The sequence below is a fragment of the Plantactinospora sp. DSM 117369 genome (assembly GCF_053764795.1).
Genome location: NZ_CM132446.1, coordinates 6,152,467 through 6,177,329, shown reverse-complemented (window position 1 = coordinate 6,177,329; position 24,863 = coordinate 6,152,467). Strand labels below are relative to the sequence as shown.

Here is a 24,863-nt window from a genome sequence, read left to right as displayed (position 1 = left end):
GCACTGCGGGAGCCCTGCGGCAGGTCGGAGCCGCCGCACTCCGTGGGGTCGCGGGTCGGCAGCGCGGCGGAACTATCGTGATCGCGTGAGTACTCGCCATGTGCCCGTGCAGATCGGTGACCTGCCACCGATCGGACGGCCAGCCAACAGCGCCTTGCTCGAAGCCGGTATCACGACGCTGGCGGAAGTGGCCACCTACCGGCGCCGCGATCTACTGGCCTTGCACGGGGTCGGGCCGCGGGCGGTCAGCATCCTGGCCGCCGCGCTGGCCGAGCGTGGCCTTGCCTTCGCAGTGCCGAGTGGTGGCGGCAGAGGCTAGCCGCGACCGCCGTGAATGCGCTGGCGGGCGCGGGAGCGCGCGGCTTCGGCCGGGGTCGAGCCGGTGGTTCGGGCGGTATGCAGGATGCTGGCGAGGGTGTCGGCGATGCCGCTGACCCGGACGGTGGCCTGGGCGGAGGTCTCGTTCAGCAGCTCGACGGCGGTGGCGTGGATGATGCCGCCGGCACTGACGACGATGTCCGGCGCCCAGAGGATGCCGCGCTGGTGCAGCAGGTCGGCGGTGGCTTGGGTGTCGAGTTGGTTGTTGGCCGGTCCGGCGATCGCGACGCAGCGCAGCGCCGGCACCGAACGCGCGGTCAGCAGGCCGCCGAGAGCGGCGGGAACGAGCACCTCCACGTCGGCGCTCAGGCACTCCTGCGGAGTGACCCAGGCGGCACCGGCGGCGTCGGCGAGCGGACGCAAGCTCTCGTCGATGTCGCTGGCGACCAGGGTCGCGCCGGCGTCGGCGAGCATCCGCAGCACGTGGCCACCGACCCGGCCGAGGCCGAGCACGGCGAAGCGGCGCAGGGACAGGTCGTCCGAGCCGAACCTTTCGGAGCACAGAGCGTGCAGTGCGGCGAGTACCCCGACCGCGGTGTACTCGGAGGAGTCGCCGCTGCCGCCGGCGTCGACCGGTCGGCAGAACGCGTACGGGGTGCGCTCGGCGATCGTGACCATGTCGTCCGGTCCGGTGCCCACGTCCGGGCCGGTGGCGTAGCTGCCGCCCAGACCGGCGATGACGTCGCCCACGTCGTGCAGCACCGCCGTGCGGTCGGCAGTGCTCGGCGGGCCGCCCACGGGCAGGGCGACGACGGTCTTGCCGCCGCCGTTGGGCAGACCGGCCAGCGCGCACTTGTCCGACATCGCGGCGGAGAGCCGCAGCGCGTCGGTGAGCCCGTCACTCCAGTGCGGGTAGGGTGCGAGCCGGCAGCCGCCGATGGCCTGCCCGAGCTTGGTGGAGTGCACCGCGACCACGATCGGCAGGCCCGATCGTGCGCCTTGCCTGACGACGACGTGTTCGTGCGTGAAGTCGGTGTCGATCCCGCTCATGACCATGATGGCTCCCTGCCGTTCGTTTGCCGCAGCGGGCCGACATTAGGCAGGTGACCGGCGCCGTCTCGCTCTTTCCGAACATCGTTCGACAAAAGTGGCAAGATCTGGGTCGTGGACGAACTTGATACGGCGATCATCGAACGCCTGCAAACGGATGCACGGCAGACCAACCGCGAATTGGCCCGCGCGGTCGGCATCGCGCCGTCCACCTGTCTCGAGCGGGTACGCGCCCTCCGGGAACGCGGCGTGATCACCGGATTCCATGCCGAGATCAGCCTGCCCGCGCTCAACCGCGGTGTCCAAGCCCTGCTGCACGTGCAGGTCCGGCCCCTGAGCCGTACGGTCATCGACCGTTTCAAGAAGTACGCGATGGATCTGCCCGAGGTGCTGTCGGTGTTCGTCGTGGCGGGCGGCGACGACTTCCTGGTCCACGTCGCCGTGCCCAGCGTGGACGGCCTGCACGCCTTCCTCATGGACAAGTTCAGCGGACGCCGCGAGATCGTCGGCTTCCGCAGCTCGATCATCTACCAGCACGCCCGCAAGCAGGTCATCGAACCGATCGATCTATGATCATGTGAGCGCGGTCCCCGCCAGCCAGAATCGCGCCCATATCTGCCGCGCGCAGGGTACCTGGTCTGGCATATCCGCGCACCACGTCCGAGCTGCGGCCTGCCACCCGCTCCAGTCCTCGTCGTCGGCGGCCCGACGCTCAACGAGCGTGCGGGTGAACCTTCCTACTGGGCCTGCTGTCGGCGCACCATCTCGCTGATCCAGATGGGCGCGAACGGAGACGTGCAGCCCGGGGGAGTCGGGTAGTCCTTGAGCACCTCCAGGCGCTCGCCGATGGCGATCGCACGGGCCCGGTGGTCGGCGTGCTCGATCCCGATCTGAGCCAGGCAGTGGTTCATCGCCCACTGCAGGCGATCCGGGGCGTCCTTCATCTCCGCCTCGATGACGTCGAGCAGTCCTGCGAGGTCGAGGCCCTCGGGTTTCTTGGCCACGCGCTCGGTGGTCAGCGCCCAGCCGGCACTCGCGACCACCGGATCCGGATCGGCAAACCAGGCCAGGCGAAGCTCTTCGGAGTGCGGGTTGTTCTTCACCACGTAGTTCACGAGCCAGTCGTGCACCTTGGGTGTGCGCGCCGTACGCAACATGACGTCCAACTCGTCACGCGCGAACGCCTTCGGTCGGCAGATCAGGATCGCCAGCAGTCTCGCCGCGGTCTCATCCGTCTCCCAGAGTTGGCGCGCGAGTTCCTGCTGCGTCTTCAGCCGCTTCGCGAGTGCGCGCAGCTTGCCGAGGTTCACACCATGATCGTCACCGTGTTTCTCGTTCACCTTGCGGATCTTCGGGTCCTCGAGCTCGGCCAGCTCGGCCATCACCTCGGCCAGCATCGTCTCGGTCAGCGTCGTCTCGGCCATCTCAACCTCCTGTCCACCACGGGCGAGATAGCAGCCTACGACGGAGTCCCTGCCGGTGGACTTCCGCCGTGAGCGACCGGCGGGGTCCTATCCGCGAGTCGTCTCGTATTCGGGGAGTACGGCCGGGGCGGTCCGGGTTGCCGGGCGCATGGTCAGGACCAGTACGGCCAGTCCGGTGAAGATGATCGCGGCGGCGACGCCGGTGACGTGCAGGCTGGTGGTGAACGCCTCCCGCGCGCTGTGCAGCAGATCCGCGCCCTGACCGGCGGGAAGATGCCGGCTCGCGGCGACCGCGCCGGCCAGTGAGTCGGACGTGCCGTCCATCCCGCTGCGGTAGACCACCGCGGCCAGCACGCCCAGCAGCGCGAAGCCGAGCGAGCCACCGAAGTAGTTGCCGGTCTCCGACATCGAGGCCGCCGAACCGGCCCGCTCGGGCGGTACGGACCCGACGACCAGCCCGGTTCCCAGCGCGAACAGCGGACCGGTGCCCAACGCCAGCACGGCGATGCCGATCATCACCATCGGCAGGGCGCCCGCACCGTGCACGCCGACCAGCAGCAGGCTGCCGAGCGCAGACCCCACCAGCCCACCGGCGATCGCGGTCGCCGGCCTCATCCGCCGGGTCAGCGCCGGCGCGGCCATGGTGCCGACCGCGGTGCCCAGGCCCATTGGTGCGAACAGCATCGCCGACGCGACCGGCGAGAATCCCAGCACGCCCTGCAGATACTGGGTCACCAGCAGTCCCGTACCCGCCATGGCGATCCCGGCGAAGGCCAGCGCGATGAGTACGGCCGTGAACGGGCGGCTGCGGAACAGCCGCAGGTCCAGCAGCGGTGTATCCAGCCGCAACTGCCGGCGTACGAACAGGTAGCCGATGACCGTGCCGAGGACGAGGGCCGCGGCCGGTACGACCGACACGTGCTCGACGGTCAACTGCTTGATGCCGAAGACCATCAGAAGCACGGCCGCGAGCGACAGCCCGACGCTGGCCAGGTCCAGCCTGCCGACCTGGTCGCTGCGGAACTCCGGCAGCAGGGCCGGCCCGGCGACCAGCAGCAGCACCGTCGCCGGCACGGCGGCGAGGAACACCGATCCCCACCAGAAGTGCTGGAGCAGGAGTCCGGCGAGTACGGGACCGAGCGCGCCGCCGGTGAACTGGCAGGCCGCCCAGATCGCGATGGCCCGCCCGCGCTGTCGGACGTCCCGGAACATGTTGGTGATCAGGGCAAGGGTGGACGGCGCCAGGGAGGCGCCGGCAACGCCCAGCAGCGCACGCGCGACGATCAGCACCAGCGGGTTGGCCGCGAAGGCCGCCATGACTGACAGCACCGCGAAGGCCGCCCCGCCGATCATCAGCAGCCGGCGGCGGCCGATCCGGTCGCCGAGCGTACCCATCGTGATGACCAGGCCGGCCACCATGAAGCCGTAGCTGTCACTGATCCACAACTGCTGGACGTTGGTGGCACCCAGGTCGGCGCTCAGCCGTGGGAGTGCGAGGAGCAACGCCGTCGTATCGATCGCGACGAGCGACGTCGGCATCATGAGGACGGCCAGTCCCAGCCATGCCCGGTTGACTCGCATATCCGAAATTTCCTGTTCTCTCGACGTGTCGCAGGTTGGTCGGAGCGGCCGAGAGCTTCTTGACATCAGTACGGGAGAAATCTCTCCCGTCTGCCATGGCGGGCGTCACCCGAAATGACGACCTCGCGGTCCGGGTGGTGCGACGGTGGAGAACCTCATGCGAAAGTCCTGGCCGGGACGTCAAGACGGCGGCGGCGACTCCGACCAACCGGCGAAGGGCCAACCAGGGCTCGCGAACCACGAGGAGTACCAGGATGCAGTTCCTGATCAGCCTGCACATCAACCCGGCCGTGCTGGACGCGCTGACCGACGAGGAGAGGGCGGCGATCGGCGACGGCCACGGCACGTTCATCGAGGCGCTGAAGGAGTCCGGCGAGCTGATCACCACGCAGGCGTTGGTGGATCCGTCGCAGGCCGCTGTGGTGCGCGTACGCAACGGCCAGCCGGTGGTGACCGACGGCCCTTTTCTGGAGTCGAAGGAGTATCTGGGCGGTTTCTACCTGATCGACTGCGAGAACAAGGAGCGGGCGATCGAGCTGGCACTGCAGATCCCGGACGCCGCGATTGAGGGTCTGGGTGTCGAGGTGCGGCAGGTGATGTTTGCTGACGGACAATTGGAGGCATGACGGCACGAGGCATCGAGGACCTGCTGCGTGAGCTGACGCCGCAGGTCCTCGGCGCGCTGGTACGTCGGCACGGCCAGTTCGAAGGGTGTGAGGACGCCGTGCAGGAGGCCGTGCTCGCCGCCACCGTGCGGTGGCCGGCCGAGGGGGTGCCGGACAATCCGCGCGGCTGGCTGGTGACCGTCGCGTCCCGGCGGTTCATCGACCAGCTGCGCAGTGACCGCGCGCGCCGCGAGCGGGAGTCGGCCGTAGCCACCGAACTGGTGCCCGAGGACGTACCGGACACCGACGACACCCTAGTCCTGCTGTTCCTGTGCTGTCATCCGACGCTGACCGCGGCCTCACAGATCGCCCTGACGTTGCGGGCGGTCGGCGGCCTGACCACCGCCGAGATCGCCCGCGCGTTCCTGGTGCCGGAGGCGACGATGGCGGCCAGGATCAGCCGGGCCAAGCAGCGCATCAAGGCGGCCGGCAGCTCGTTCCGCCTGCCGCAGGGCGCGGAGCGCGAGGAGCGGCTACGGGTCGTCCTGCACGTGCTCTACCTGATCTTCAACGAGGGGTACGCCGCCTCCTCCGGCACCGAGGTGCACCGTGCCGACCTCGCGCACGAGGCGATCCGGCTGACCAGGATGGTGCACGCCCAACTGCCCGAGGACGACGAGGTGACCGGGCTGCTCGCGCTGATGCTGCTGACCCACGCTCGCCGGAAGGCGCGTACGACGGCAGCCGGCGACCTGGTGCCGCTGGACGAGCAGGACCGCACGAAGTGGGACCGCGGACTGATCGACGAGGGCACCGAACTGGCCAAGGCGTCATTGGCCGGCCCGGCGCTGGGGCCGTACCAGCTACAGGCCGCCATCGCGGCCACGCACGACGACGCGACCACGGCCGAGGAGACCAACTGGGCGCAGGTGCACGCCCTCTATCTGATCCTGGAACGAATCGCTCCGAACCCGATGGTCACCCTCAATCGGGCGGTCGCGCTCGCCGAGATCGAGGGGCCGTCGGCCGGACTGGCCTTGCTCTGCACACTCGATGACGACGAGCGGATGGCCGGGCATCACCGGCTGCTGTCCGTACGGGCGCATCTACTGGAGAAGACCGGCGACACGGCCGGGGCGTACGCCCACTACCGGCGCGCCGCGAAGTCCACCGCCAGCATCGCCGAGCAACGTTACCTGGAGTCCCGGGCCAGCCGGGTGAGGCCGGGACCCGGTGATGGATGCCCCGCTACCAGATATCGCTGCCGTTGATCGGCTGATCCTGGCCGTGGCCGCCGGTGGTGTCGCCCACCTGCGGGCGCCGCCCTGACCTCCTGGGCAACCCGGTCGCGCTGTGGTCAGCTCCCCCTGACGCAGAACTCGTTGCCGTCCGGATCGGCCAGCACGACGGCGCCGTCCTGGTCGACCTCGAGCCGAGTGGCCCCGAGGGAGACCAGCCGGTCGACCTCCGCCTGCTGGTCACCGCCGGCCGGGGCGAGGTCGAAGCGCTGCCGGTTCCTCACCTCTTTCGGGGCCACGGGCGGGCCTCCCCACGCGACCTTCGTACCGCCGTTCGGTGACTGGATCGCGGTCTCCTGGTCCTGGTCCCACACCAGCGGCCAGCCCAGCGCCTCGCTCCAGAAGAGGCCGACCTCCCGGGTGCCGTCGCAGGCGAGTTCCCCGAGCAGGCCGCAACCGGCAAGGAAGGCGTTGCCCGGCTCGATCACGCAGAACTCGTTGCCCTCGGGGTCGGCCAGGACGACGTGCCCCTCCTCGGGGCGCTGCCCGACGTCGAGGTGGCCGGCGCCGAGCCCCAGCGCCGTCGCCACCTTGTGCTGCTGGTCGGCGAGGCTGGTGCTGGTCAGGTGAAGGTGCATGCGGTTCAGCCCCACCTTCTCCGCGCGGCTCGGGACGAACCGGAGACTGAGCTGGGCATCGTCGCCGGGCAGGAGCGCACTGCCGGTTTCCTCGACGACCTCCCGACCGAGGACGCCGGCCCAGAACTGCGCCAGGCGAGCCGCGTCGTGCGCATCGAAGGTTACCGTCAACAGTCGCGAGAGCATCACCGCACAGTAGACACGGGCCGGCAGGACAACAAGTCGGCGGGCCGCGCCTGATGTGTCGCGACCGGCGCAGGGCGCCGGCAGTTGCCGGACGTTCCGGACTGCCCCGATCCTCACGTCGTCGGAATGGGCGTACCACCGGTGACGAGAAGTCGATGAGCGAATCCCTTGACTGCCTAGGTCGGGGATGGGACGGCAGTCACCGTATGGCGCTGGCCAGGACCGTGGTCACGACCTTGCGGACGGCCGCGGGCTCCGGTGGGCTGCCCGGCTGCTCGGTGAAGAGCAGGTGCGCGGTGCCGATCAGGGTGGGTGCGAGGGTGTCGATGTCGGTGTCGGAGGCGATCCGGCCATGGTCCCGCTCGGCCGTCAGGTACCCGGCGATCATGGCCACGCCCTCGCCGACGAGCGGAAACCGGGCGGTGCCGGCAGCACGCAGCCGCGTGCGCAGTTCGTCCCGGGCGATGACGAGGACCACGATCGCGCCCATGACCGGCTCGAAGAGGGTCATCAGGGCACGGGTCAGGTTGTCGGCGACGCTACCGGTCCCGGCTGCCTCCCGCAGTGCACTGGCCTGGGCCTCGACCTCAGCGATGCGCTCCAGCACCAGCTCGGCGAGGAAGGCGTCGAAGTCGGCGAAGTGCCGATGCAGGACCCCCTTGGCGACGCCCGCCTCTGTGGTGACCGCCCGACTGGTGAGGCCGGTGACACCGTCGTGGACCAGCACCCGCACCGCGGCGTCGAAGAGTTGTCGGCGTGGATCTTGTAATGCTACGCCGGTCGGCAACGGGCGTCCCTTCCCTCACTGAGCGAACACGATTGCAGTAGTGGGCATGCGCCCACTACTGTGGGCGCATGCCCACTGTACCGTCCTCGCCCACCCCAAACCCGCACCTGCACCGCCGCATGGCGGAGTCGTTCGGGGTCGACCCCGAACGGTACGACCGGAGCCGGCCCCCGTACCCCGACGCCATGATCGAGCGGATCGTGGCTCTCAGCCCGGGCACCGACTTCCTCGACATCGGTTGCGGCACCGGCATCGAAGCCCGCCAGTTCCTGGCCGCCGGCCGCGCGGTGCTCGGTGTCGAGGCCGATCCCCGGATGGCCGGCTTCGCGCGCGGGACCGGCCTCAAGGTCGAGGTCGCGACCTTCGAGGCGTGGGAGCCGGCCGGGCGCACCTTCGACGCGGTCGTCTCCGGTACGGCCTGGCACTGGGTCGACCCGATCGCAGGTGCGGCGAAGGCGGCACGGATCCTGCGGCCGGCCGGCGTGCTGGCGCCGTTCGGGCACGTGTACCAGCTTCCGCCCACCGTGGCGGACGCCCTCGCCGCGGCGTACCGCCGTGTGGTCCCTGACTCACCGCTCAACCTCGGCGGCCCTGCCGACGGCTCGATCCTCGACGGGTACCAGGCGCTGTACGCCAGGGCTGCGGACGGGATCCGCGAGGCGGGCGGGTTCAGCGAGCCCGAACTGTGGCGGTACGACTGGAAGCGCTCGTACACCCGCGACGAGCTCTTGGACCTCGTGTCGACCTCGGGCGGCCTCAGTAGTCTGCCGCCAGACCGGGTGGCGGCGGTGCTGGCGGACGTGGGCGCGGCGGTCGACGATCTGGGCGGCTCCGTCACGCTGCCGTACGCCACCTGGGGCCTCACCGCGACCCTGACCGGTGTCCAGTCCGGGGAGGGGGAGGGGAGGGGGCGTCACGTTCGTGGCAGCGGGTGAGGCGTGACGTCCTCGTCATCTGCGGCGATCTGGGCGTCGTGCGGTCGAGGCTGCGGCAGCGGCTGGTTGCTCAGGACTGCTCGGTGAACTGTCATCATGCTTCCATGCCGCTGCCCGCACCTTTGCTTCTGGCCAAGGCGCTTCGTCTGCTCGACCGGGGCGAGGTGACGCGGGCGGAGGGCACGCTCAGGGACGCGCTGGCCGCCGGGGATGCCGACACCGGCGGTGTCACCAGGGTTGTCGTCCTCTGCTGTCTCGGCGATCTGATGGCCCGGCAGGGCCGGCGCGTCGAGGCCGTCGAGCTGCTTCGCTTGTGCCTGGACACGCCGGTGCCGGGCGATCTCGACGATGTATGCGCCGACGAACGGGCCCGGGCACGGCACCTGCTCGCCGGCTTGTCGTGACCACGCCTCTACCCCTGGCACTGGCCAGAAGCTGGATCCGCTGGGGACAGCTCTCAGCGGGGTGGCAGTGGTGCGACCGGGCGTACCGCGGTGAACTGGGCGTGCTCGTACCGGGTGGCGGAGAGTAGCAGCAGCCACTCGTCGCAGCCCTGCCAGGGAGAGAGGTCGGCGGCGCCATCCGGAACGTGCCGCCCGGAACCTTCCGGAACACCACCCCGGACGGGGTGTGCCGCCATGCCGGGCGCCCGGCCACGATCGCCTCGGTCCACATGGCGCCGAACGCTAGCAGCCCGGTTGCCGGTCGGTCTTTCCGCACGGCCGGCTGGGCCACCGTCGGTGGAACTACTCCGGCCCAGGACGATGTCCTGGGCCGGAGTAGTTCCGCGGCTGTCGTTCCTGCGGATCAGGAGATGTTGATGTCGCTGCACCACATGTAGGCCTGGTCCAGGTGCGATGCCTGCCAGATCACGAAGAGGATGTGGTGGCCGGTGCGCCCAGAGGTCGAGACGTTGAACGAGATGTTCTGCGCCGGCGCGTAACGCCCGGTCGTCGTGATCAAGTCGAGGTTTCCCCAACCGAGGCGCTGGGTGGTTGGGTTGAACCCCTGCTTGGTGACGTAGACCCGGAAGTAGTCGGCACCGTGGCTGGCCTGGTCGTACAGCTGGACCGTGAAGCTGCGGCCGACGTTGGTCGCCTTCCACGATCCGGGGTTGTTCAGGCTGTTGTTCCTGGAGAGGGCGTTGCTGCACAGCTGTCCGTCGGGGGTACGGGCTTGGAACTGTCCACCGAGGCCGTCGCGCAGCGCGCTCATCCAGTTCCACATGGTGTCAGGGTTGGCCTGGAACGCCTGGTAGCACATGGGGTCCTGTTGCTGCATGGCCGGGTTCGTGTGGTTGTTTCCCCAGTCCTTCCAGCACTGGTAGGCCCGAGTCGACGGGTTGATGATGGTGCCGTGAGCTTGAGCCGTGCCGGTCCAGGTCAGCGTGCCGAGCACCATGCTGAGCACAACGACAAGCGCTCGAAGGGGCTTGCGGGCGGCTGACCGAGATCGCCCACCGGATTGATCGGGCTTGTGTGAACGCACTGTACATCCTCCGTTCCTCGGCGCTGACGATCACTGTGGGAGCGCTTCCAGCAAGTATCACACCTACGGGTCGAAATATCAACGATCGTCTATTAGTATTGGCATGGACCGAGTTGGCCGAAGTCGCCGTCGGGTGCGTGGCTTGTCCGACCCCGACGGGCGGGGAAATCCGGCGGTCGGTGGATCAGAGGCCGTCAGGCTATCCGCAACGGCTCGGCGTCGGTGTGCCGCAGCGCCAGCCCGTTGCCCGGTTCCGTCAGGTTCACCGGGGCGTCGCCGCCGAGTGCCTGCACCGCGCCGTCGAAGAGGAGTGCCTCGATGCGGACGTGGTCGTGGAACCACTCCAGATGTCGTAGGTTCGGCACCGCCGCGGCGACGGCGAGGTGCTGGTTCGGCGCGGTGTGCGCGGAGACCTCCAGTCCGGCCGCTGCGGCCACCGTCGCCGCCCGGAGAAACTCACTGATCCCACCGCACCGAGTCACATCGACCTGCTGGCAGTCCACATACGGCACCATGCGCTGGAAGTAGGCCAGGTCGTAGCCGTACTCGCCGGCCGCCACGTCGGCGGTCACCCGGTCCCGGACCATGCCCAGCCCGGCCAGGTCATCGGAGCTGACCGGCTCCTCGAACCACCGGATGTCGAGGTCGCCGGCCGCCCGCAGCACCCGGATCGCCTGCTTGCGCCGGTAACCGCCGTTGGCGTCGACGTAGAGTTCGGCGTCCTCGCCGATGCTGCGACGGGCGGCTGCCATCCGGGCCAGGTCGCGTTCCTCCTCGGCCCCCCAGGAGCCGCCGATCTTGATCTTCACCCGGGGGATGCCCTGCTCCCGTGTCCAGGCAGCCAACTGCCGGTGCTGCCGCTCCCTGTCGTAGCTGGTGAATCCGCCGCTGGCGTAGACCGGCAGCCGACGCCGTACGGTACCGAGCAGGCGGGCCAGCGGCAGGTTCAGCCGGCGGGCCTTGAGGTCCCAGAGTGCGTTGTCCGCCGCGGAGAGGGCCAGCGCCCCGATCCCGGGCCGGCCGGCGTTGCGCAGTTCGCGGTGCATCGCCAGCCAGGCGGCCGGTACGTCGTCCGGGTCGATCCGCGCCACGGCCGGCGCGAGCAACTCGGTGACGACACCGGCGGTCGCCGCCGGCCCGTACGTCCAGCCGAGCCCGGTGAACCCGTCCGCGCTCGCCTCGGCCAGCACCAGGGTGGTGCTGGACCAGGTGAGCGTGGCGTCTGCTTCGGGCGCGTCAGTCGGCACCCGGTAGGCCCGGGCGACCAGCCGCACCCCGCTCACCGCCGGCGAGTGGTGCCGGTCCCGGACGCGCCCGGCCCGCGCCCCGGGACACGGGTGCCGGCCAGCGCGGTCAGCGCGCCGATCAGCGCGCCGGTCGCCGCGACCCCGGCCGCCGCGCCGACCAGCGCCCGCAGCGGCGCGGTGGGCTGGTCCGGGCGCTGCGCCCACCGGCGTTCCGGCATCGGTTCGCCGTGGTCGCCGCGCAGCCCGGCGCGGAGCAACTCGGCGAGGTGGATCGCGGCGCGCCCGTCCGCCGCACCCTGCGCGATCTGGGTACGGCAGCTGAACCCGTCGGCGAGGATGACATCGCCCGGTTCGGCGGCGCGTACCGCCGGCAGCAGCACCCGTTCGGCGCAGGCCTCGGAGACCTCGTAGTGCCCCCGTTCGAAGCCGAAGTTGCCGGCCAGCCCGCAACAGCCGGAGTCGAGGAAGTGCGCCGTCACCCCGGCCTGGCGCAGCACCGCCTCTTCGGCGGTTGTGCCGAGTACGGCGTGCTGGTGGCAGTGGGTCTGGATCAACGCGGTCCGGGAGAGCTGGGGCGGCCGCCAGCCGGGGGTGTGCTCGTGGAGCAGTTCGGCCAGGGTCACGGTCTGCCGCTTGAGCCGGCGCACATCCTCGTCGTCGGGAAACAGGTCGAAGGCGTCCGCCCGGAACACCGCGGTGCAGGAGGGTTCGAGACCGACCACCAGTGCGCCGGCCCGCAGATGACGCCGCAGCGAGGCCACCGTACGCCGCAACACCCGTCTGGCGGTGTGCAACTGGCCGGTGGAGATCCAGGTGAGGCCGCAGCAGACGGTCTCGGCCGGCATGCGTACCCGCCAGCCGGCGGCTTCCAGCAGCTCGACGGCGGCCCGGCCGACCGACGGGTGGAACCGGTTGGTGAAGGTGTCCGGCCAGAGCACCACCTCGCCCCGCGACCCGTCGCCGCTCGGCGTCCGGTCGGCGAACCAGCGCTGGAGCGTCTGCTCGGCGAAGAGCGGCAGCTCACGGCGCTGGTCCAGGCCCCCCGCCGACTTGACCAGCCGGGCCAGGCCAGGCGCGTGGGTCAGGCTGTTGACCAGCCAGGGCACCCGCGACGCGGCCGCGGCCAGGGCGGGCAGCCAGCCCATCGAGTAGTGCGCGCGGGGTCGCAGCCGCCCGGCGTAGTGGTGGGAGAGGAACTCGGCCTTGTAGGTGGCCATGTCGACGTTCACCGGACAGTCGGACTTGCAGCCCTTGCAGGCGAGGCAGAGGTCGAGGGCGTCGCGGACCGCGGCGGAGCGCCAGCCGTCGCCGATCGTGCCGCCCCGGTCGGTACCGTCGAGCATCTCGAAGAGCAGCCGCGCCCGGCCCCGGGTGGAGTGCTCCTCCTCCCGGGTCACCATGTACGACGGGCACATCACCCCGCCGTGTTCGCGGCGGCACTTGCCCACCCCGACGCAGCGCAGTACCGCCCGGGGGAAGCTGCCGGCGTCCTCCGGGTAGCGGAACACCGTGTCGACCGGGCCGTGGTTGTAGTCCACGCCGAGCCGTAACTGGGTGTCCATCGGGTACGCGGGCGTCACCTTGCCGGGGTTCATCCGGTCGGTCGGATCGAAGATGGCCTTGAACTGGCCGAAGGCGCGAGCCACCCGCTCGCCGAACATCCGGGGCAGCAGTTCGCCGGTGGCCTGCCCGTCCCCGTGCTCGCCGGAGAACGAGCCGCCGTACGAGACGACCAGGTCCGCTGCGCGTTCCACGAAGGACCGGAACTGTCGTACGCCGTCGGCGGTGCGCGGTTCGAAGGGGATCCGGCTGTGCACGCATCCCTGCCCGAAGTGCCCGTAGCGGGACGCCTGCTCGAACCCGAACTCCTGGTAGAGCCGATCGAGGTCGCGCAGGTAGGCGCCGAGCCGCTCGGGCGGGACGGCCGAGTCTTCCCAACCGGGATAGGTGTCGGCCATGCCGGGCACCCAGGCGGTGGCGCCGAGGCCGGCCTCCCGGACCGTCCAGAGCTGCGCCTCGTCGGCCTCCTTCTCGAAGCGGAAGACGATCGGCCCGTCCAGGCCCTGGATCTCCGCGCTGAACCGCTGCGCGGCCTCGTCGGCCTCCCGCTCGGTGTCCGCACCGAACTGAACCATCAGCCAGCCGCCGCCCGGTGGCAGCAGGTGCAGGGCCGCCGGGTGCAGGTGCTTGCGCTTCTCGAAGTCGATGAGCTTGTCGTCGATCCCCTCCAGGGCGACCGGGTCGTACGGCAGGACGCGCGGCACGTCGTCGGCGGCGGCGGCGAGATCCGGATAGCCGAGCACGACCAGGCACCGTGCCTTGATCGTGGGCAGCAGACGCAACCGGGCACGCAGGATCGTGACCAGGGTTCCCTCCGCGCCGACCAGCGCCTGGCCGACGTGGAACCGGTTCTCCGGCAGCAGGCTGTCGAGGTTGTAGCCCGAGACCCGGCGGGGGATCTTCGGGAAGCGGGCGCGGATGTCGTCGGCGTACTCGTCGCGCAGCGCCCGGAGCTGCCGATAGATCTCGGCCCGCCGGCCGCCGCCGCGCTGGATCTCGGCGTACTGCTCGTCGCTGGTCTCGCCCACCCACATCCGGGTGCCGTCGTAGAGCAGCACCTCCAGTTCGACGACGTTGTCGACCACTTTGCCGGTGCGCTGGGCGCTGGCACCGCAGGAGTTGTTGCCGAGCATGCCGCCGACGGTGCAGTGGTCGTGGGTAGCCGGCATCGGGCCGAACTCCAACCCGTACGACGCCAGCCGCTCGTTGAGGGTGTCCCGGACGATGCCCGGCTCGACCAGGCAGGTCCGCCGCTCCTGGTCGACCTCCAGCACCCGGTGGCAGTACTTCGACCAGTCCAGCACCACGGCCACGTTGGTGCACTCGCCGATCAGGCTCGTACCGCCGCCGCGGGACAGCACCGGGGCCGCGTACCGCCGGCAGACCGCCACCGCCGCCACGGCCGCCTCCACGGTACGTGGCAGCACCACCCCGAGCGGGACCTGGCGGTAGTTGGAGGCATCGGTCGAGTACGCGGCCCGGGAGCCGGCGTCGAATCGCACCTCCCCGTCCACCACGGCGCGCAGGTCGGCCGCGAGCCTCGACAGGTCGATCCCCTCGACGGGCCCGGGGGCCCGGGTGACCGGGTCGGGCAGGTGTATCGCACTCATCTCGGTACTCCGGTTCGCTCCGTGCCGCCAGCCGGCACGCCGCGCCCGATGACCCGCTCGCCGCACTCGCTCATGACCGAAGCTGGTTGATCTTGTCGCGGGTGACCGTGGCCAGCTTGGCCATCCGGTTCGGCTCGCCGCGCAGGAACGCTTCGGTGAACGCCTTCGCCTGCTCGTAGCGCACCTTGCCGGGCATCGGCGGCTCGTCGGCGTTGACCTGGCAGTCCACCAGCGCCGGCCCCGGGTGGGCCAGGGCCGCCCGGATCGCGGCGGAGACCCGTCCCGGCTCCGTGATCTTGGCACCGTACCCGCCGCAGCTCTGGGCCCAGGCGGCGAAGTCGGGCTCCGGCTGCGGGTGCCGGACGGCGTACTCGGGATAGCCGAGGACGATCTGCTCCCAGAGGATCTGCCCGTACGCGTTGTTGTTGTTGACGATCACCTTGATCGGCAGTTCGTGCCGGACCGCGGTGAGGAACTCCGCCATCAGCATCGCAAAGCCACCGTCCCCGACGTACGCGATCACCTGCCGACCGGGGTACGCGCGCTGGATGGCGATGGCGTACGGCAGGCCGCACGCCATCGTGGCGAGGTTGCCGGAGAGGTAGTACTCCCGGCCGCCCCGGATCGTCCAGTGCCGTGCCGACCAGGTGGCGATGGTGCCGGAGTCGCAGGTGAGAATCGCGTCGTCGGCGGCCATCTCGTCCAGGCAGTCGACCACGTACTGCGGGGCGATCGGGTGCCGGCTCGGGTCGCAGAGCGACTTCATGTCTGCCTGCCACTCGTCGCGGGCCCGCTGGTACTTGCCGAGGAAGGAGCGGTCCGAGGCCGATCGCAGCATCGGTACGAGCTGCTTGAGCGCCAGCCCGGCATCGGCGGTGACCGCCGCCGCTACCGGCAGCCGCATGCCGATCTGGTCGGCGTCCCGGTCGATCTGGACCACCTTCGCCTGCCCGGGAGAGGGCAGGTAACTGGCGTACGGGAAGTTCGTTCCGACCATCAGGAGGGTGTCGCACTCCTCCATCAGCTCCTCGCTCGGCCTCGTGCCCAACAGCCCGAGACCGCCGGTGGCGAGCGGATGCTCGTCGGGAACGACCTGCTTGCCGGGGAGCGTCTTGACGATCGGCGCGGCCAGGCGGTCGGCGGCGGCCAACACCTCGTCGCGGGCGTCCCGGGCGCCGACGCCGACCAGCATCGCGACCTTGCGGCCGGCGTTGAGCACCTCGGCGGCCCGCTCCAGTTCCTCCTGCACGGCCGGCACCGGAGGACGGGCGACCGACGGGCTGCTGCGTGGCGGGGCTCCCGGGCTGACATGCCGGTACGGGTCGGCCGCGGCCGCCGCCACCTGCACGTCGTTCGGAAAGGTCAGGTGCGCCACCGTGTGCCTGGCCAGGGCGGTGCGGATGGCGATGTCGACCACACCCGGCACCTGCTGCGGGTTCATGACCACCACGTTGTAGCCGGCGACGTCCTGAAAGAGCAGGTCGGTGTGCACCTCCTGCTGGTATTGGGAGCCGATGACCGAGGTCTCCGACATGCCGGTGAGGGCCAGTACCGGGACGTGGTCGAGTTTCGCGTCGTACAACCCGTTGAGCAGGTGGATCGCTCCTGGGCCAGAGGTGGCGGCGCAGACGCCCAGCCGCCCGGTCGCCTTGGCGTACCCGGTGGCCATGAAGGCCGCGGCCTCCTCGTGGTGGACCAGTACGAACCGCAGCCGCTCCCGCTGTCGACGGAAGCCTTCCATCAGGCCGTTGATCCCGTCGCCGGGCAGCCCGAAGATCGTGTCGACGCCCCACTCGACCAGGCGGCGGGCAACGACCTCTCCGACAATCTCCTGCATGACTGGTCCCCCGTATCCGGCCGGCCGAACTGGTTCAGCGACGGCGGCGGCCGAGCAGATAACCGACGACCAGGGCGACCGCGATCCCGACCGCAGCCGGCCGGGCCACCCGGCCGCGGAGCTGCCCCACCCCGGCCCTGGGATCCGCGGCGGTACCCGCGGCGGCACCGACCGCCCCGATGACACGGTCACCGACCCGCTCCCGCGACATCGCCCGTCCCCCTCCCGCCGCCTCAGCCCCGAACATCCACCCAACCGACGATAGCGAGTTTTTGTCCGAATACTGGACATACCGCAAAGGATCCGGGCAGCACCCCCGACAGGGGCGCGGGGTGAGCCCGGGTCGAGACCTTCATCCGGGCCGGCCGCCGACGGTCCGGAGGGGGCCACCTCCCTCGGGCTGGCGCAGACATGCCGGGGCGTGGCCGGACTTCGGGGCAGGATTGCTTTCCCTAATCGCATGAAGCCGGGTTGAAACCACGCGGTTGTAGCGTGCGCACGTGGATGAGGCGAGCGTTAGGAGGCGCAGCTAGCGTCGCTTTCTCCGTAAGGCGAACGGTGGCTGCAAACACTGGTTCGTACTCGGGCAGCCAGCCGTACCACGACGATTCGACGGGAAGGACCGGTCGCATGAAACGACACATCACCAGGGGGATCGCTATGACGGCGGCCGCCACCCTCGCGACACTGCTACTCTCCGTCGCCCCCGCACGGGCCACGGAATCGGCTACCTACTACGGCCCTTACGCCGATGAGGGAACCTGCAACTACTGGAAGTACGCGGTGGCCGCGACCGGACAACGCACGCACGGCTGCTTTTACGACATCGGTTGGTACTTCTACACGTACTGAGGCGCCGGAGCGGGCGACGAATGGGTCCCGGGATTCGACCGGTCTTCGCATCTCGGAGGTCGTGATGTAGCGAGGTCTCCGGTTTTGGGTCCAGCGACCACGCGGAACCTGAACCGGAGACCTCGTGGACACCTGTAGGGTGCCGAACTCGGTTCGGGGTCTGGCGTTCCTGTGCGGGAACGGCCTCCGGTTCTCCGGTTCTCCGGTTCAGCGGCCCTCGCGGGCCTGGCGTTCCCGGGCCCTGGCTTCCCGACGGCGCTGGCCGACCCGGTCCAGCCAGTAGTAGACCGCGTCGTACCCGGCGATGCCGAGCGCGACCAGGCCCAGGATGCCGGTGATCACCGCGACCGGGACCAGGGTCAGCACCGAGCACAGTACGGCCACGACCAGGAGCCCGATCCCGATACCGAGGCTCCACCTCCCGAGTCCGCTCATGCCGTCCCCAGCTCTCCGGACAGCGCACGCTGCCCGTTCGCTCCAGCTCGCTGGCGTGGATGTGGCACCAGTGTCCCTTCGGTCCTCGTGCTCGGCGCCCCGCAGCACGTGCCCGGCGTGCGAGGCAGCATAGACGCCCCGCGTCGACCTCGTCGCGTCCACGCCGAAGGTCCGGCACGACGCTCACAGCCGCCGCACGTCGGTGGAGTCGCGCCATGAGTTGAGGCGCGGTCGTCCGGGCGGCGCAGGAAACCCTCGGAGTCCTGTGCATGCCCAGACGACCGCACCGGCATTATCCGATCGGCGCCGTCCGGGTGTCGGGCGTAGCGGCGAGCAGCAGCGTCGACACGGCCGCGAAAGCGGCCGCACCGACGAAGACCAGACCTGGTGATGCGTTCGTCAGCGACCACCCGAACGCCGTGCCAGCCGCAACCGGCACCACGGTCTCGGCAATGGCGCCGATCCCGGTCAGCGCGCCCTGCACGGTCCCCTGTTCGTCGGCCCGGACGTTGCGGGAGATCCACGATCGCGCGGCCGCACCGCCGACCGAGCCGAGCACGCCGACCGCCTGTAGGACGTAGAGCATCCACGGCACGGACACGAACGCCGTACCTGCCAGCGACGCGACGCCGAGCAGGCTGCCGGCCACCGCGGCACGCTTGTCGCCGAGCCGTCGGACGACCGGACCGACGGCCCGCGCCTGGAAGACCGCGCCGGCGAACGCGCCCGCCGCCATCACGACGCCGACGTGCGTGGTGCTCCAAGCGAACTGGTACGTGAGGAAGAACGTCCAGATCGACTGGTGGGTCATGCGGGCGACATCGGCGCAGAAGCGGGCGTACCCGAGCCGTCCGAGCACCGGCCGGCCCAGGACGACGGCGACCGCGCCGGCCGGGTTCGCCAGCCGCAGGGTGAGCGGGGTGGTCCGGTCGCCGGGCCGCGACTCGGGCAGGACGAACCAGCCGTACGCGACGTTGGCGAAGGACAGCGCGGCCGCGGCGAAGAACGGCAGGCGTACGTCGACGGCGCCGAGCAGGCCGCCGATGGTCGGGCCGGCGACGAAGCCGAGCCCGAACGCGGAGCCGATCAACCCGTACGCGCGAGCCCGCGACCCGGGCTCCGTGACGTCCGCGATGTACGCGTTGACCACGGTGTTCGTTCCCGCGCACGCACCGGCGAGGGCATGGAACACCAGGAGCGTCCAGGGGCTGGGTGACATCGCATGGGCCAGCCAGTCGAGGCCGAGGCAGGCCAGCGACGCGAGCAGGACGGGCCGTCGGCCGTACCGGTCGGAGAGCCGACCGAGCAGCGGCGAGACGGCGAACTGCAGCAGGCCGTAGATCGAGCCGAGCAGGCCGGACCAGAAGACCGCGGCGGCGGCGTCCTCGGTGACGGCCGTCATCAGGGCCGGCACGATCGGCACGATCAGGCCGAGCCCGAGCATGTCGAGGAAGACAGTGACGAGGAGAAAGGAGAGGGCGGGCGCCCGGCGCATTGCGGCTCCTGAGTCTGGAGAGGGCAGGGGCCCCCTCGCGACTCGCGGTCCGCCGAAAGTACGGAGGATCAGACTATCGTCGCCGTCAAATCGTTTTTGCCGTCGCACCGCAGGCGTGTCCACTGGCGACACGTCGACCTTCCCGTACTGCGGGTAAGGGATGCTCAGGGGCGTAGCGGCGAGTCACCGGCCGGCGTGTTCCGCGGACTGTCCCCGCACTCTCCCGTCGGGTCGTCGGCATAGTAGGCGTCAACTCTGGAGCGTGATCGGGTGAGCCCCAGCAAGGAGCACGCCGTCAGGCCCTGGCCGACCGTCGGCGTACGACCACCACGACGACGGCGATGGCGACGGCGACCAGCGCCGAGCCCAGCAGGATCAGCGGCACCGCGGGCATCGGCCACGGCGAGCGGACGTACTCCTTGACGATCACGACCGCGCGGTGGGGCTCATCGGTCGCGGAGCGGGTGAAGCGGATGTCGTCGGTGATCTGCGCCGGCCTGAACTCCCCGTCGTAGCGGGTCAGGAAACGCGGGCCGACCAACGCCGCGGACAGCGTCGGATATTGCGGGTCCGGCTTCACCTCGCCCGCGAACGTCAGATCGGGCGCCTTGCCGCTGGGCGCCGGATTGCTGATATCCATCCGGTGGTCGGCCAGCACGTACAGGCGCAGCGGCTGACTGCCCTCGGCTGTGGCCGACAGTCGCATCGGGTAGACCGGAGTGTCGGTCTCGAACTCCAGCCGCATCGGCGGCAGTCCGGCGGAGAGGCTGCCGGAGGTCGGGGCCAGGCGCACCGCGACGACGAGCCAACCCTCCGCGAGGTACGGTCCGAGCGCGCCTTCGAGGGCGGCGGGCAGGGTGAATTCGTTGTCGCCCAGCCAGCGCGCCACGGCGGTGGCGTCGGTGCCGGCGAGTTGGGCGACCTCGTAGGGCCCGATCTCGATGTGGTCGACGACGGTGGCGCCGCGATCGGACCGCGGGGGTGCACCCGCGCCGTCACCGTCCACCCGCACGCGCCGCACCTCGACGTCCGGGCGGCTGATCCGGTCGAGCTCGCTGAACAGTTCCCCGTTGGCCACCTCGAACCGGGCGCGGGCGGGAACCGGCATCAGGAACGCCGCCTGGGTCGCCTCGGAACGCGCCTGTACCGAGAGGGTGATCGACTCGGTGCGGCCGGTCAGCTCCACCAGCGCGGTCTCCTGCTGCGCACGCAGCTTGTCGTTGGCGACGAACGCCCCGCAGGCGCAGGCGCCGGACGTCGCGGGATCGACTCCCAGCATCGTGACGGCGAGCGCAACCACCACCCCGATCCGGGTTGCCGTACGACCGATCGCCATGACCCGTCGGACGCGGTCGACCACGGTCGGGTTCCGTGGTCGTGGACGGTGGTGGCGATGTCGTGGCCCTCCGGCCCGGCCGTCGTGCTCCTCGGCGAGCTCCGGTCGGATCACCGGCCGGCCTGTTCCGCGGACTGTCACAGCACCCTCCCGTCGGGTCGTCGGCATAGTGTGCGGCAGCTCCGGAGCGTGACCGAGCGAGGGCCCACTCGGCAGCACCCGGTCAGGCCCTGGCCGACCGCCGGCGCAGGGCCACGACGGCGCCGACCATGTGCCGCGGGAGAAGCTGGCGATCAGGCCCCCGGTGCGCCCTCGCCTTGATCAAGGAGGCTAACCTGCTTACCGTCGGCGAACACCACCGCAGGCAACAGATGGTCGCGACCCCTGCAGGCCAGGTCTCGGCCTGATCGGCCCCGGCCGGTTACCCCTTGAAGGAGACGACATTGGGAAGAAACGGCCTGCGGTGGCCGGTGTCGATCATCGCGTTCGCGCTGGGCCTGACCTTGTTGACCGGCTGCGCCATCGACAAGGGCTCGGCACTCGCCGCGGATTTCGAGGACGACTGGGCCGGCACGCCGGACGTCGCCGAAATCCACACCACCGACAACAACACGCTGCCCTTCCTCGGAACGGCGAGCGGCGTGTTGATCCTCAAGGACGGCACCTCGGCCGACCGGGTGACCGAGCTGGCGAACAAGCTGAGGGAGTACGTCGCCGGTCACGACAACACCACCGGCCGGATCACGGCGGACGGCATCACCTTCACCGTTGTCGCGGACAAGACCCGCGCCGGCAAGGCACTGGCGCTGTGGCACTCACTGACGGACGACCACCGGGTGGTGACCGGCGACATCAAGGATGCGCCCTGGAAAGAGAAGACCGACCGCTGGGAGATCAAGGTCACCGCGGTCGATTCCGCCGGGGCGATGGCGCTGTTCAAGGACATGATGGCCGACGGCGACCAGCACCAGCCACTCTCGAAAGTGACCTCGCTAGAGGTCAGCACCGAGCGTGGCGTGCGGCCCTCGCTCCGAGTCGAGACCGACTTCAACGACGGTTTCCCCGCCGAGGCGATCGCCGCGTACGACGCGGTGGTCGCTCGGTACCGCGTCGTCGGCGCGACGCTGCGACGCGATCGTGCGACAGGATCGGCGGTGAGCATCGTCGTGGCGAACAGCGCGGATCTGGACCGTGCCGGCGAACTCGCCAGGGCGGCGGCACCGACCCTCGGTGCCGCCGTTAAGGTCACCAGCGACGGCGGCGGCTGACCGGCCGAGGGCTGGGCACGGCGTCCAGTCGTCGGGTTCTGGGCCCACCACGTTTCCCGCTCGTCGTGTCCAAGACCGGGCGGAGGTCCGGCGTCGGGTGCGGTGCCAGCCCTACGGCGCTCCGCCGGGTGCCAGCCATCTGGCCCGCAGGTCCGGCCGGAGGAAGGCGGCGGGGGAGGCGATCGTGAGGCCGCCGTCCACCGGCAGCACCGCGCCCGTGACGAAGCCCGCGCCGGCGAGGAAGAACACCGCCGCCGCCACCTCCTCCGGCGTGCCGGTACGTCCCAGCGGGTAGCCCGCCGACGCGTCGGGAATCCCGTCGCCGCCGATCAGGCCGGGCGCCACGGCGTTGACCCGTACGCCCACCGGGCCGTATTCCAGGGCGAGTTGGCGGACGAGCCCCTCCAGCCCGGCCTTGGCGGTCGCGTACCCGGGCAGGCCGGGTGCGGCGAGGGTGGCGTTGACCGAGCTCACCGCGACGATGGCGGGGCCGGCCAGCCGAGGGCGGTCGGGCCGGGCGGCCGCCGCCAGCAGCGGCAGCGCCGCGCGGCTGACCGCGAACGCCGTGCCGAGCGTGGCGTCGAGCGCCGAGCGCCACTGCGCATCGGTGGTCGCGGTGATCGGCGCCACCGGCATGGCGGCCGCCGCGAGTACCACCACGTCGAGCCGGCCGGCCAGCTCGACGGTGACGCCTACCGCGGCCTCGGCTCCGGTCGCGGTTGCGCAGTCCCCGACCAGGTCCGCCGCGTACGGGGAGTCGTCGACCTGCTCCAACGCGGCACCCACCACGGTGTCCCCGGCGTCGGCGAAGGCGCGGCCGATCGCCCGGCCGATCGGCGAGCCGGAGCCGACGACCAGGACTCCCCGGGTCACCGGAGCCCCAGGTCGTCGAGGATGTCGGCGAGCGCGGCCAGGGTGCCCGGGGTGGCGTCCACCGCTGGTGGCCGGACCGCCGGGGAGTCGATGATGCCGCGACGGACCAGGACGTGCTTGTGGACCGACCAGGCGATTCCCGGTTGCAGGCCGAACCGGATGAGCGGGAGCAGCCGGTTGAACGCGGCGCGGGCGGACCGGACCTCGCCCGCCGCCCAGGTCTCCAGCACCGGCCGCAGCAGGTCCGGGAACTCGCAGGCGGGCATGGTGCCGACGGCGCCGAGGCGGTACTCCTCCAGCAGGAACAGCGCGTTCTGCCCGCCGAGCACCAGGAGGTCCGGGGCGACGGCCTCGACCACCGCCCCGATCTTGGGCGCGGTCGGCGGGGCTTCCACCTTGACCGAGGCGACGCCGTCCAGCTTGGACACCTCCGCGATGAGCGGCACCGGCATGGTCACTCCGGTGCTTCCCGGGGCGTCCTGCACCATCACCGGCAGGCCGCCGTCCCGGGCGACCGCGCCGTAGAAGTCGACCACCTGCGCGGCGCTGGGCTTCACCATGAAGGGCGGTACCACCATCACGGTGCTCGCCCCACGGTCCGCGGCGCGGCGCGCCTGCTCGACGGCCTCGGCGGTACCGGTGGCCGCCACCCCGGCGACCACCGGCAGGTGTGGGCTCACCACGCTGGTCACGACGTCAAGGATCCGGGCGCGCTCGGCGGCGGAGAGGGCGAAGCCCTCGCTGGCGAAACCGAACAGCGCGACCCCGTCGACGCCGGTCGTGACCTGGAACTCGACCAGCCGGCGCAACGAGTCGAGGTCGAGCTCACCGTTGTCGGCGAACGGGGTGGCGAGCACCGGGATCAGGCCGCGTACCTCGGACGATCGGGTCACATGTCCTCCAGGAGAGATAGGTCGACGTCCACACCGAGGCCGGGGGTGTCGGGGAGTGGGAAGGAGACCGGGCCACCGGGCAGCGGCGCGGTGAGGATGCGGCTGGCGACGGCCATGGTTCCCGGCTGGAACTCGAACGCCGGCATCGCCTCGACGGCGGCGGCGAGGTGCAAGCCGGCGGCGACCGCGACCCCGAGGCCGACCGAATGGTGCGGAGCGACCGGTACGTGGTGGGCCGCGGCGAGTTCCGCGACCGCCATCGCCTCGGTGATCCCGGTCCGGGCCACGTCCGGTTGGCACAGGTCGACCGCGCGGGCGGCGAGCCAGGTCCGGAACTCGTACCGGTTGCGCAGCGCCTCGCCGATGGCGACCGGGGTGGCGATCGCCGCGGCCAGTTCCCGGTGGCCGTCGACGTCCTCGGGAACCAGCGGAGCCTCCAGGAACCAGGCCCGCCGTTCGTCCAGGGCCCGACCCAGGCGCAGGGCGTCCGCGCTGTCGTAGGCCCAGTGCGCATCGACCGCGACGCGTAGCTCGGGGTGGGCGGCGGCGACCGCGTCGTAGGTGGCGAGGTCGGCGTCGACCCCGTGGCCGAGGTGCAGCTTGATGGCGCGTACCCCCTGGCGGACCCAGTCGCGGGCGAGTTCGGCGCGGGCCGCGTCGGTGGGCTTGGGCAGCCCGGAGACGTACGTCGGCACCTCGGTGCGGTACGCGCCGCCGAGCAGGGCGTGCACCGGTGCGCCGTACGCCTTGCCGGCGAGGTCCCACAGGGCGGTGTCGACGGCGGCCAGCGCGTCGGCCTGGTGCCCGACGAGGTGACCACGTTCCCGCATGAGCCCGGTGAGCCGGGCCCAGAGCGGGCGTACCCGGCGCGGGTCCTGGCCGATCAGCGCGGGGCTGAGCAGCCGGTCGACGATTGCCTGGGGCACCTCCGGCGCCACCGGGGCGAGGGCCTCACCCCAGCCGTACGTGCCGTCGACGCAGGTGAGTTTGACCAGCAGCGTCTCGAACCGGTCGGAGTAGAGGCTGCGCCACGGGGGCCGGAGATAGTACGAGTCGCCGTCGCCGCCGTCCGGCCGCGCCCCGAGGTACGCCTCCGGTGGACGCAGTTTCACCACGTGGGTCTCGACCCGCTCAATCTCCACTACAGACTCCCGGCTGGCGGTTGACCTTGTGCAACATGCGGGATATCTTGCCGTATCGCGCAAGC

25 protein-coding genes are annotated in these 24,863 nt (G+C 70.9%); 8 read left to right on the top strand and 17 right to left on the bottom strand.

Annotation, left to right across the window (positions count from 1 at the left end; translation table 11 throughout):
• Positions 1 to 85 precede the first annotated feature (85 nt).
• Positions 86 to 319: a DNA-binding protein gene (locus tag ACSMXO_RS26455; RefSeq protein WP_455414240.1), complete on the top strand. Its 234-nt coding sequence runs from the start codon at positions 86 to 88 to the stop codon at positions 317 to 319.
• Here the strand turns inward: ACSMXO_RS26455 and ACSMXO_RS26450 are convergent.
• Positions 316 to 1,368, bottom strand: a complete 1,053-nt coding sequence (locus ACSMXO_RS26450) for a Glu/Leu/Phe/Val dehydrogenase dimerization domain-containing protein (RefSeq protein ID WP_455414239.1) — start codon at positions 1,366 to 1,368, stop codon at positions 316 to 318. The genes ACSMXO_RS26455 and ACSMXO_RS26450 overlap by 4 nt on opposite strands.
• Before the next feature lie 114 nt (positions 1,369 to 1,482).
• Here ACSMXO_RS26450 and ACSMXO_RS26445 point away from each other — a divergent pair, with 114 nt between their 5' ends.
• Positions 1,483 to 1,941 (top strand): Lrp/AsnC family transcriptional regulator, encoded by a 459-nt coding sequence (locus tag ACSMXO_RS26445; protein ID WP_455414238.1) that lies wholly within the window; start codon positions 1,483 to 1,485, stop codon positions 1,939 to 1,941.
• A gap of 164 nt (positions 1,942 to 2,105) precedes the next feature.
• Here the strand turns inward: ACSMXO_RS26445 and ACSMXO_RS26440 are convergent, their stop codons facing one another.
• Positions 2,106 to 2,792: a DNA alkylation repair protein gene (locus ACSMXO_RS26440; RefSeq protein ID WP_455414237.1), complete on the bottom strand. Its 687-nt coding sequence runs from the start codon at positions 2,790 to 2,792 to the stop codon at positions 2,106 to 2,108.
• Between the two features lie 87 nt (positions 2,793 to 2,879).
• Positions 2,880 to 4,373 (bottom strand): MFS transporter, encoded by a 1,494-nt coding sequence (locus ACSMXO_RS26435; RefSeq protein WP_455414236.1) that lies wholly within the window; start codon positions 4,371 to 4,373, stop codon positions 2,880 to 2,882.
• A 254-nt stretch (positions 4,374 to 4,627) separates the two neighbouring features.
• Here ACSMXO_RS26435 and ACSMXO_RS26430 point away from each other — a divergent pair, with 254 nt between their 5' ends.
• Both ACSMXO_RS26430 and ACSMXO_RS26425 read left to right on the top strand, forming a co-directional pair.
• The gene (locus tag ACSMXO_RS26430) at positions 4,628 to 4,999 is read left to right on the top strand and encodes a YciI family protein (RefSeq protein ID WP_346257013.1); all 372 of its coding nucleotides are present in this window, start codon (positions 4,628 to 4,630) and stop codon (positions 4,997 to 4,999) included.
• Entirely contained in the window at positions 4,996 to 6,249 is a 1,254-nt protein-coding gene (locus tag ACSMXO_RS26425) for an RNA polymerase sigma factor (RefSeq protein ID WP_455414235.1), read from the top strand. The genes ACSMXO_RS26430 and ACSMXO_RS26425 overlap by 4 nt, the downstream gene beginning before the upstream one ends.
• Before the next feature lie 86 nt (positions 6,250 to 6,335).
• Here ACSMXO_RS26425 and ACSMXO_RS26420 read toward each other — a convergent pair whose 3' ends face one another.
• Together ACSMXO_RS26420 and ACSMXO_RS26415 are read right to left on the bottom strand one after the other, a co-directional pair.
• On the bottom strand, positions 6,336 to 7,040 hold the full coding sequence (locus tag ACSMXO_RS26420) for a VOC family protein (RefSeq protein ID WP_455414234.1): 705 nt from the start codon (positions 7,038 to 7,040) through the stop codon (positions 6,336 to 6,338).
• A 199-nt stretch (positions 7,041 to 7,239) separates the two neighbouring features.
• Positions 7,240 to 7,827 carry a TetR/AcrR family transcriptional regulator gene (locus ACSMXO_RS26415; protein ID WP_455414233.1) on the bottom strand — a complete coding sequence of 196 codons (588 nt, stop codon included), beginning with the start codon at positions 7,825 to 7,827 and terminating at the stop codon, positions 7,240 to 7,242.
• 68 nt (positions 7,828 to 7,895) lie between these two features.
• Here ACSMXO_RS26415 and ACSMXO_RS26410 point away from each other — a divergent pair, with 68 nt between their 5' ends.
• Together ACSMXO_RS26410 and ACSMXO_RS26405 are read left to right on the top strand one after the other, a co-directional pair.
• On the top strand, positions 7,896 to 8,762 hold the full coding sequence (locus ACSMXO_RS26410; RefSeq protein WP_455414232.1) for a class I SAM-dependent methyltransferase: 867 nt from the start codon (positions 7,896 to 7,898) through the stop codon (positions 8,760 to 8,762).
• Positions 8,759 to 9,166 (top strand): hypothetical protein, encoded by a 408-nt coding sequence (locus ACSMXO_RS26405; RefSeq protein ID WP_455414231.1) that lies wholly within the window; start codon positions 8,759 to 8,761, stop codon positions 9,164 to 9,166. Before ACSMXO_RS26410 ends, ACSMXO_RS26405 begins: the two co-directional genes overlap by 4 nt.
• Positions 9,167 to 9,219: 53 nt before the next feature.
• Here the strand turns inward: ACSMXO_RS26405 and ACSMXO_RS26400 are convergent, their stop codons facing one another.
• From ACSMXO_RS26400 to ACSMXO_RS26375, 6 genes are all read right to left on the bottom strand, one after another.
• On the bottom strand, positions 9,220 to 9,402 hold the full coding sequence (locus ACSMXO_RS26400) for a hypothetical protein (RefSeq protein WP_455414230.1): 183 nt from the start codon (positions 9,400 to 9,402) through the stop codon (positions 9,220 to 9,222).
• 167 nt (positions 9,403 to 9,569) lie between these two features.
• A complete protein-coding gene (locus ACSMXO_RS26395) occupies positions 9,570 to 10,163 on the bottom strand; it encodes a lytic polysaccharide monooxygenase auxiliary activity family 9 protein (RefSeq protein ID WP_455414229.1) in 594 nt (197 codons plus the stop codon).
• A gap of 281 nt (positions 10,164 to 10,444) precedes the next feature.
• Positions 10,445 to 11,533, bottom strand: coding sequence for an enolase C-terminal domain-like protein (locus tag ACSMXO_RS26390; protein WP_455414228.1), 1,089 nt, complete (start codon positions 11,531 to 11,533; stop codon positions 10,445 to 10,447).
• On the bottom strand, positions 11,530 to 14,667 hold the full coding sequence (locus ACSMXO_RS26385; RefSeq protein WP_455414227.1) for an FAD-binding and (Fe-S)-binding domain-containing protein: 3,138 nt from the start codon (positions 14,665 to 14,667) through the stop codon (positions 11,530 to 11,532). The genes ACSMXO_RS26390 and ACSMXO_RS26385 overlap by 4 nt, the downstream gene beginning before the upstream one ends.
• A gap of 70 nt (positions 14,668 to 14,737) precedes the next feature.
• Positions 14,738 to 16,504: a thiamine pyrophosphate-dependent enzyme gene (locus ACSMXO_RS26380; RefSeq protein ID WP_455414226.1), complete on the bottom strand. Its 1,767-nt coding sequence runs from the start codon at positions 16,502 to 16,504 to the stop codon at positions 14,738 to 14,740.
• Between the two features lie 34 nt (positions 16,505 to 16,538).
• Positions 16,539 to 16,715, bottom strand: coding sequence for a hypothetical protein (locus tag ACSMXO_RS26375; RefSeq protein WP_346257003.1), 177 nt, complete (start codon positions 16,713 to 16,715; stop codon positions 16,539 to 16,541).
• Positions 16,716 to 17,134: 419 nt separating this feature from the next.
• Between ACSMXO_RS26375 and ACSMXO_RS26370 the strand changes: the two genes are divergently transcribed.
• Positions 17,135 to 17,356: a hypothetical protein gene (locus ACSMXO_RS26370; RefSeq protein WP_455414225.1), complete on the top strand. Its 222-nt coding sequence runs from the start codon at positions 17,135 to 17,137 to the stop codon at positions 17,354 to 17,356.
• Between the two features lie 207 nt (positions 17,357 to 17,563).
• Here the strand turns inward: ACSMXO_RS26370 and ACSMXO_RS26365 are convergent, their stop codons facing one another.
• The 3 genes from ACSMXO_RS26365 to ACSMXO_RS26355 all read right to left on the bottom strand — a co-directional run bounded on the left by ACSMXO_RS26365 (position 17,564) and on the right by ACSMXO_RS26355 (position 20,646).
• On the bottom strand, positions 17,564 to 17,791 hold the full coding sequence (locus tag ACSMXO_RS26365; RefSeq protein WP_346257001.1) for a hypothetical protein: 228 nt from the start codon (positions 17,789 to 17,791) through the stop codon (positions 17,564 to 17,566).
• 292 nt (positions 17,792 to 18,083) lie between these two features.
• Entirely contained in the window at positions 18,084 to 19,286 is a 1,203-nt protein-coding gene (locus ACSMXO_RS26360) for an MFS transporter (protein WP_455414224.1), read from the bottom strand.
• 295 nt (positions 19,287 to 19,581) lie between these two features.
• Entirely contained in the window at positions 19,582 to 20,646 is a 1,065-nt protein-coding gene (locus ACSMXO_RS26355) for a DUF2330 domain-containing protein (RefSeq protein WP_455414223.1), read from the bottom strand.
• Between the two features lie 419 nt (positions 20,647 to 21,065).
• Between ACSMXO_RS26355 and ACSMXO_RS26350 the strand changes: the two genes are divergently transcribed.
• Complete coding sequence (locus ACSMXO_RS26350; protein ID WP_455414222.1) at positions 21,066 to 21,890, top strand: hypothetical protein; 825 nt, start codon at positions 21,066 to 21,068, stop codon at positions 21,888 to 21,890.
• A 111-nt stretch (positions 21,891 to 22,001) separates the two neighbouring features.
• On the opposite strand, the gene ACSMXO_RS26345 is transcribed toward ACSMXO_RS26350, so the two are convergent.
• From ACSMXO_RS26345 to ACSMXO_RS26335, 3 genes are read right to left on the bottom strand one after another with little or no spacing between them, the layout of a single operon-like run.
• Positions 22,002 to 22,763 (bottom strand): SDR family NAD(P)-dependent oxidoreductase, encoded by a 762-nt coding sequence (locus ACSMXO_RS26345; protein WP_455414221.1) that lies wholly within the window; start codon positions 22,761 to 22,763, stop codon positions 22,002 to 22,004.
• The gene (locus ACSMXO_RS26340) at positions 22,760 to 23,656 is read right to left on the bottom strand and encodes a dihydrodipicolinate synthase family protein (RefSeq protein ID WP_455414220.1); all 897 of its coding nucleotides are present in this window, start codon (positions 23,654 to 23,656) and stop codon (positions 22,760 to 22,762) included. The genes ACSMXO_RS26345 and ACSMXO_RS26340 overlap by 4 nt, the downstream gene beginning before the upstream one ends.
• Entirely contained in the window at positions 23,653 to 24,798 is a 1,146-nt protein-coding gene (locus ACSMXO_RS26335; protein ID WP_346256995.1) for a mandelate racemase/muconate lactonizing enzyme family protein, read from the bottom strand. The genes ACSMXO_RS26340 and ACSMXO_RS26335 overlap by 4 nt, the downstream gene beginning before the upstream one ends.
• Positions 24,799 to 24,863 lie beyond the last annotated feature (65 nt).

Excerpts from the sequence above, each read along its gene's own strand:
- ACSMXO_RS26420 (WP_455414234.1), bottom strand. The coding sequence starts at position 7,040 with ATGCTCTCGCGACTGTTGACGGTAACCTTCGATGCGCACGACGCGGCT.
- ACSMXO_RS26440 (WP_455414237.1), bottom strand. The coding sequence starts at position 2,792 with ATGGCCGAGACGACGCTGACCGAGACGATGCTGGCCGAGGTGATGGCC.
- ACSMXO_RS26410 (WP_455414232.1), top strand. The coding sequence starts at position 7,896 with ATGCCCACTGTACCGTCCTCGCCCACCCCAAACCCGCACCTGCACCGC.
- ACSMXO_RS26395 (WP_455414229.1), bottom strand. The coding sequence starts at position 10,163 with ATGGTGCTCGGCACGCTGACCTGGACCGGCACGGCTCAAGCTCACGGC.
- ACSMXO_RS26450 (WP_455414239.1), bottom strand. The coding sequence starts at position 1,368 with ATGAGCGGGATCGACACCGACTTCACGCACGAACACGTCGTCGTCAGG.
- ACSMXO_RS26380 (WP_455414226.1), bottom strand. The coding sequence starts at position 16,504 with ATGCAGGAGATTGTCGGAGAGGTCGTTGCCCGCCGCCTGGTCGAGTGG.
- ACSMXO_RS26385 (WP_455414227.1), bottom strand. The coding sequence starts at position 14,667 with ATGAGTGCGATACACCTGCCCGACCCGGTCACCCGGGCCCCCGGGCCC.
- ACSMXO_RS26375 (WP_346257003.1), bottom strand. The coding sequence starts at position 16,715 with ATGTCGCGGGAGCGGGTCGGTGACCGTGTCATCGGGGCGGTCGGTGCC.
- ACSMXO_RS26430 (WP_346257013.1), top strand. The coding sequence starts at position 4,628 with ATGCAGTTCCTGATCAGCCTGCACATCAACCCGGCCGTGCTGGACGCG.
- ACSMXO_RS26425 (WP_455414235.1), top strand. The coding sequence starts at position 4,996 with ATGACGGCACGAGGCATCGAGGACCTGCTGCGTGAGCTGACGCCGCAG.
- ACSMXO_RS26400 (WP_455414230.1), bottom strand. The coding sequence starts at position 9,402 with ATGGCGGCACACCCCGTCCGGGGTGGTGTTCCGGAAGGTTCCGGGCGG.
- ACSMXO_RS26435 (WP_455414236.1), bottom strand. The coding sequence starts at position 4,373 with ATGCGAGTCAACCGGGCATGGCTGGGACTGGCCGTCCTCATGATGCCG.
- ACSMXO_RS26365 (WP_346257001.1), bottom strand. The coding sequence starts at position 17,791 with ATGAGCGGACTCGGGAGGTGGAGCCTCGGTATCGGGATCGGGCTCCTG.
- ACSMXO_RS26370 (WP_455414225.1), top strand. The coding sequence starts at position 17,135 with ATGAAACGACACATCACCAGGGGGATCGCTATGACGGCGGCCGCCACC.
- ACSMXO_RS26360 (WP_455414224.1), bottom strand. The coding sequence starts at position 19,286 with ATGCGCCGGGCGCCCGCCCTCTCCTTTCTCCTCGTCACTGTCTTCCTC.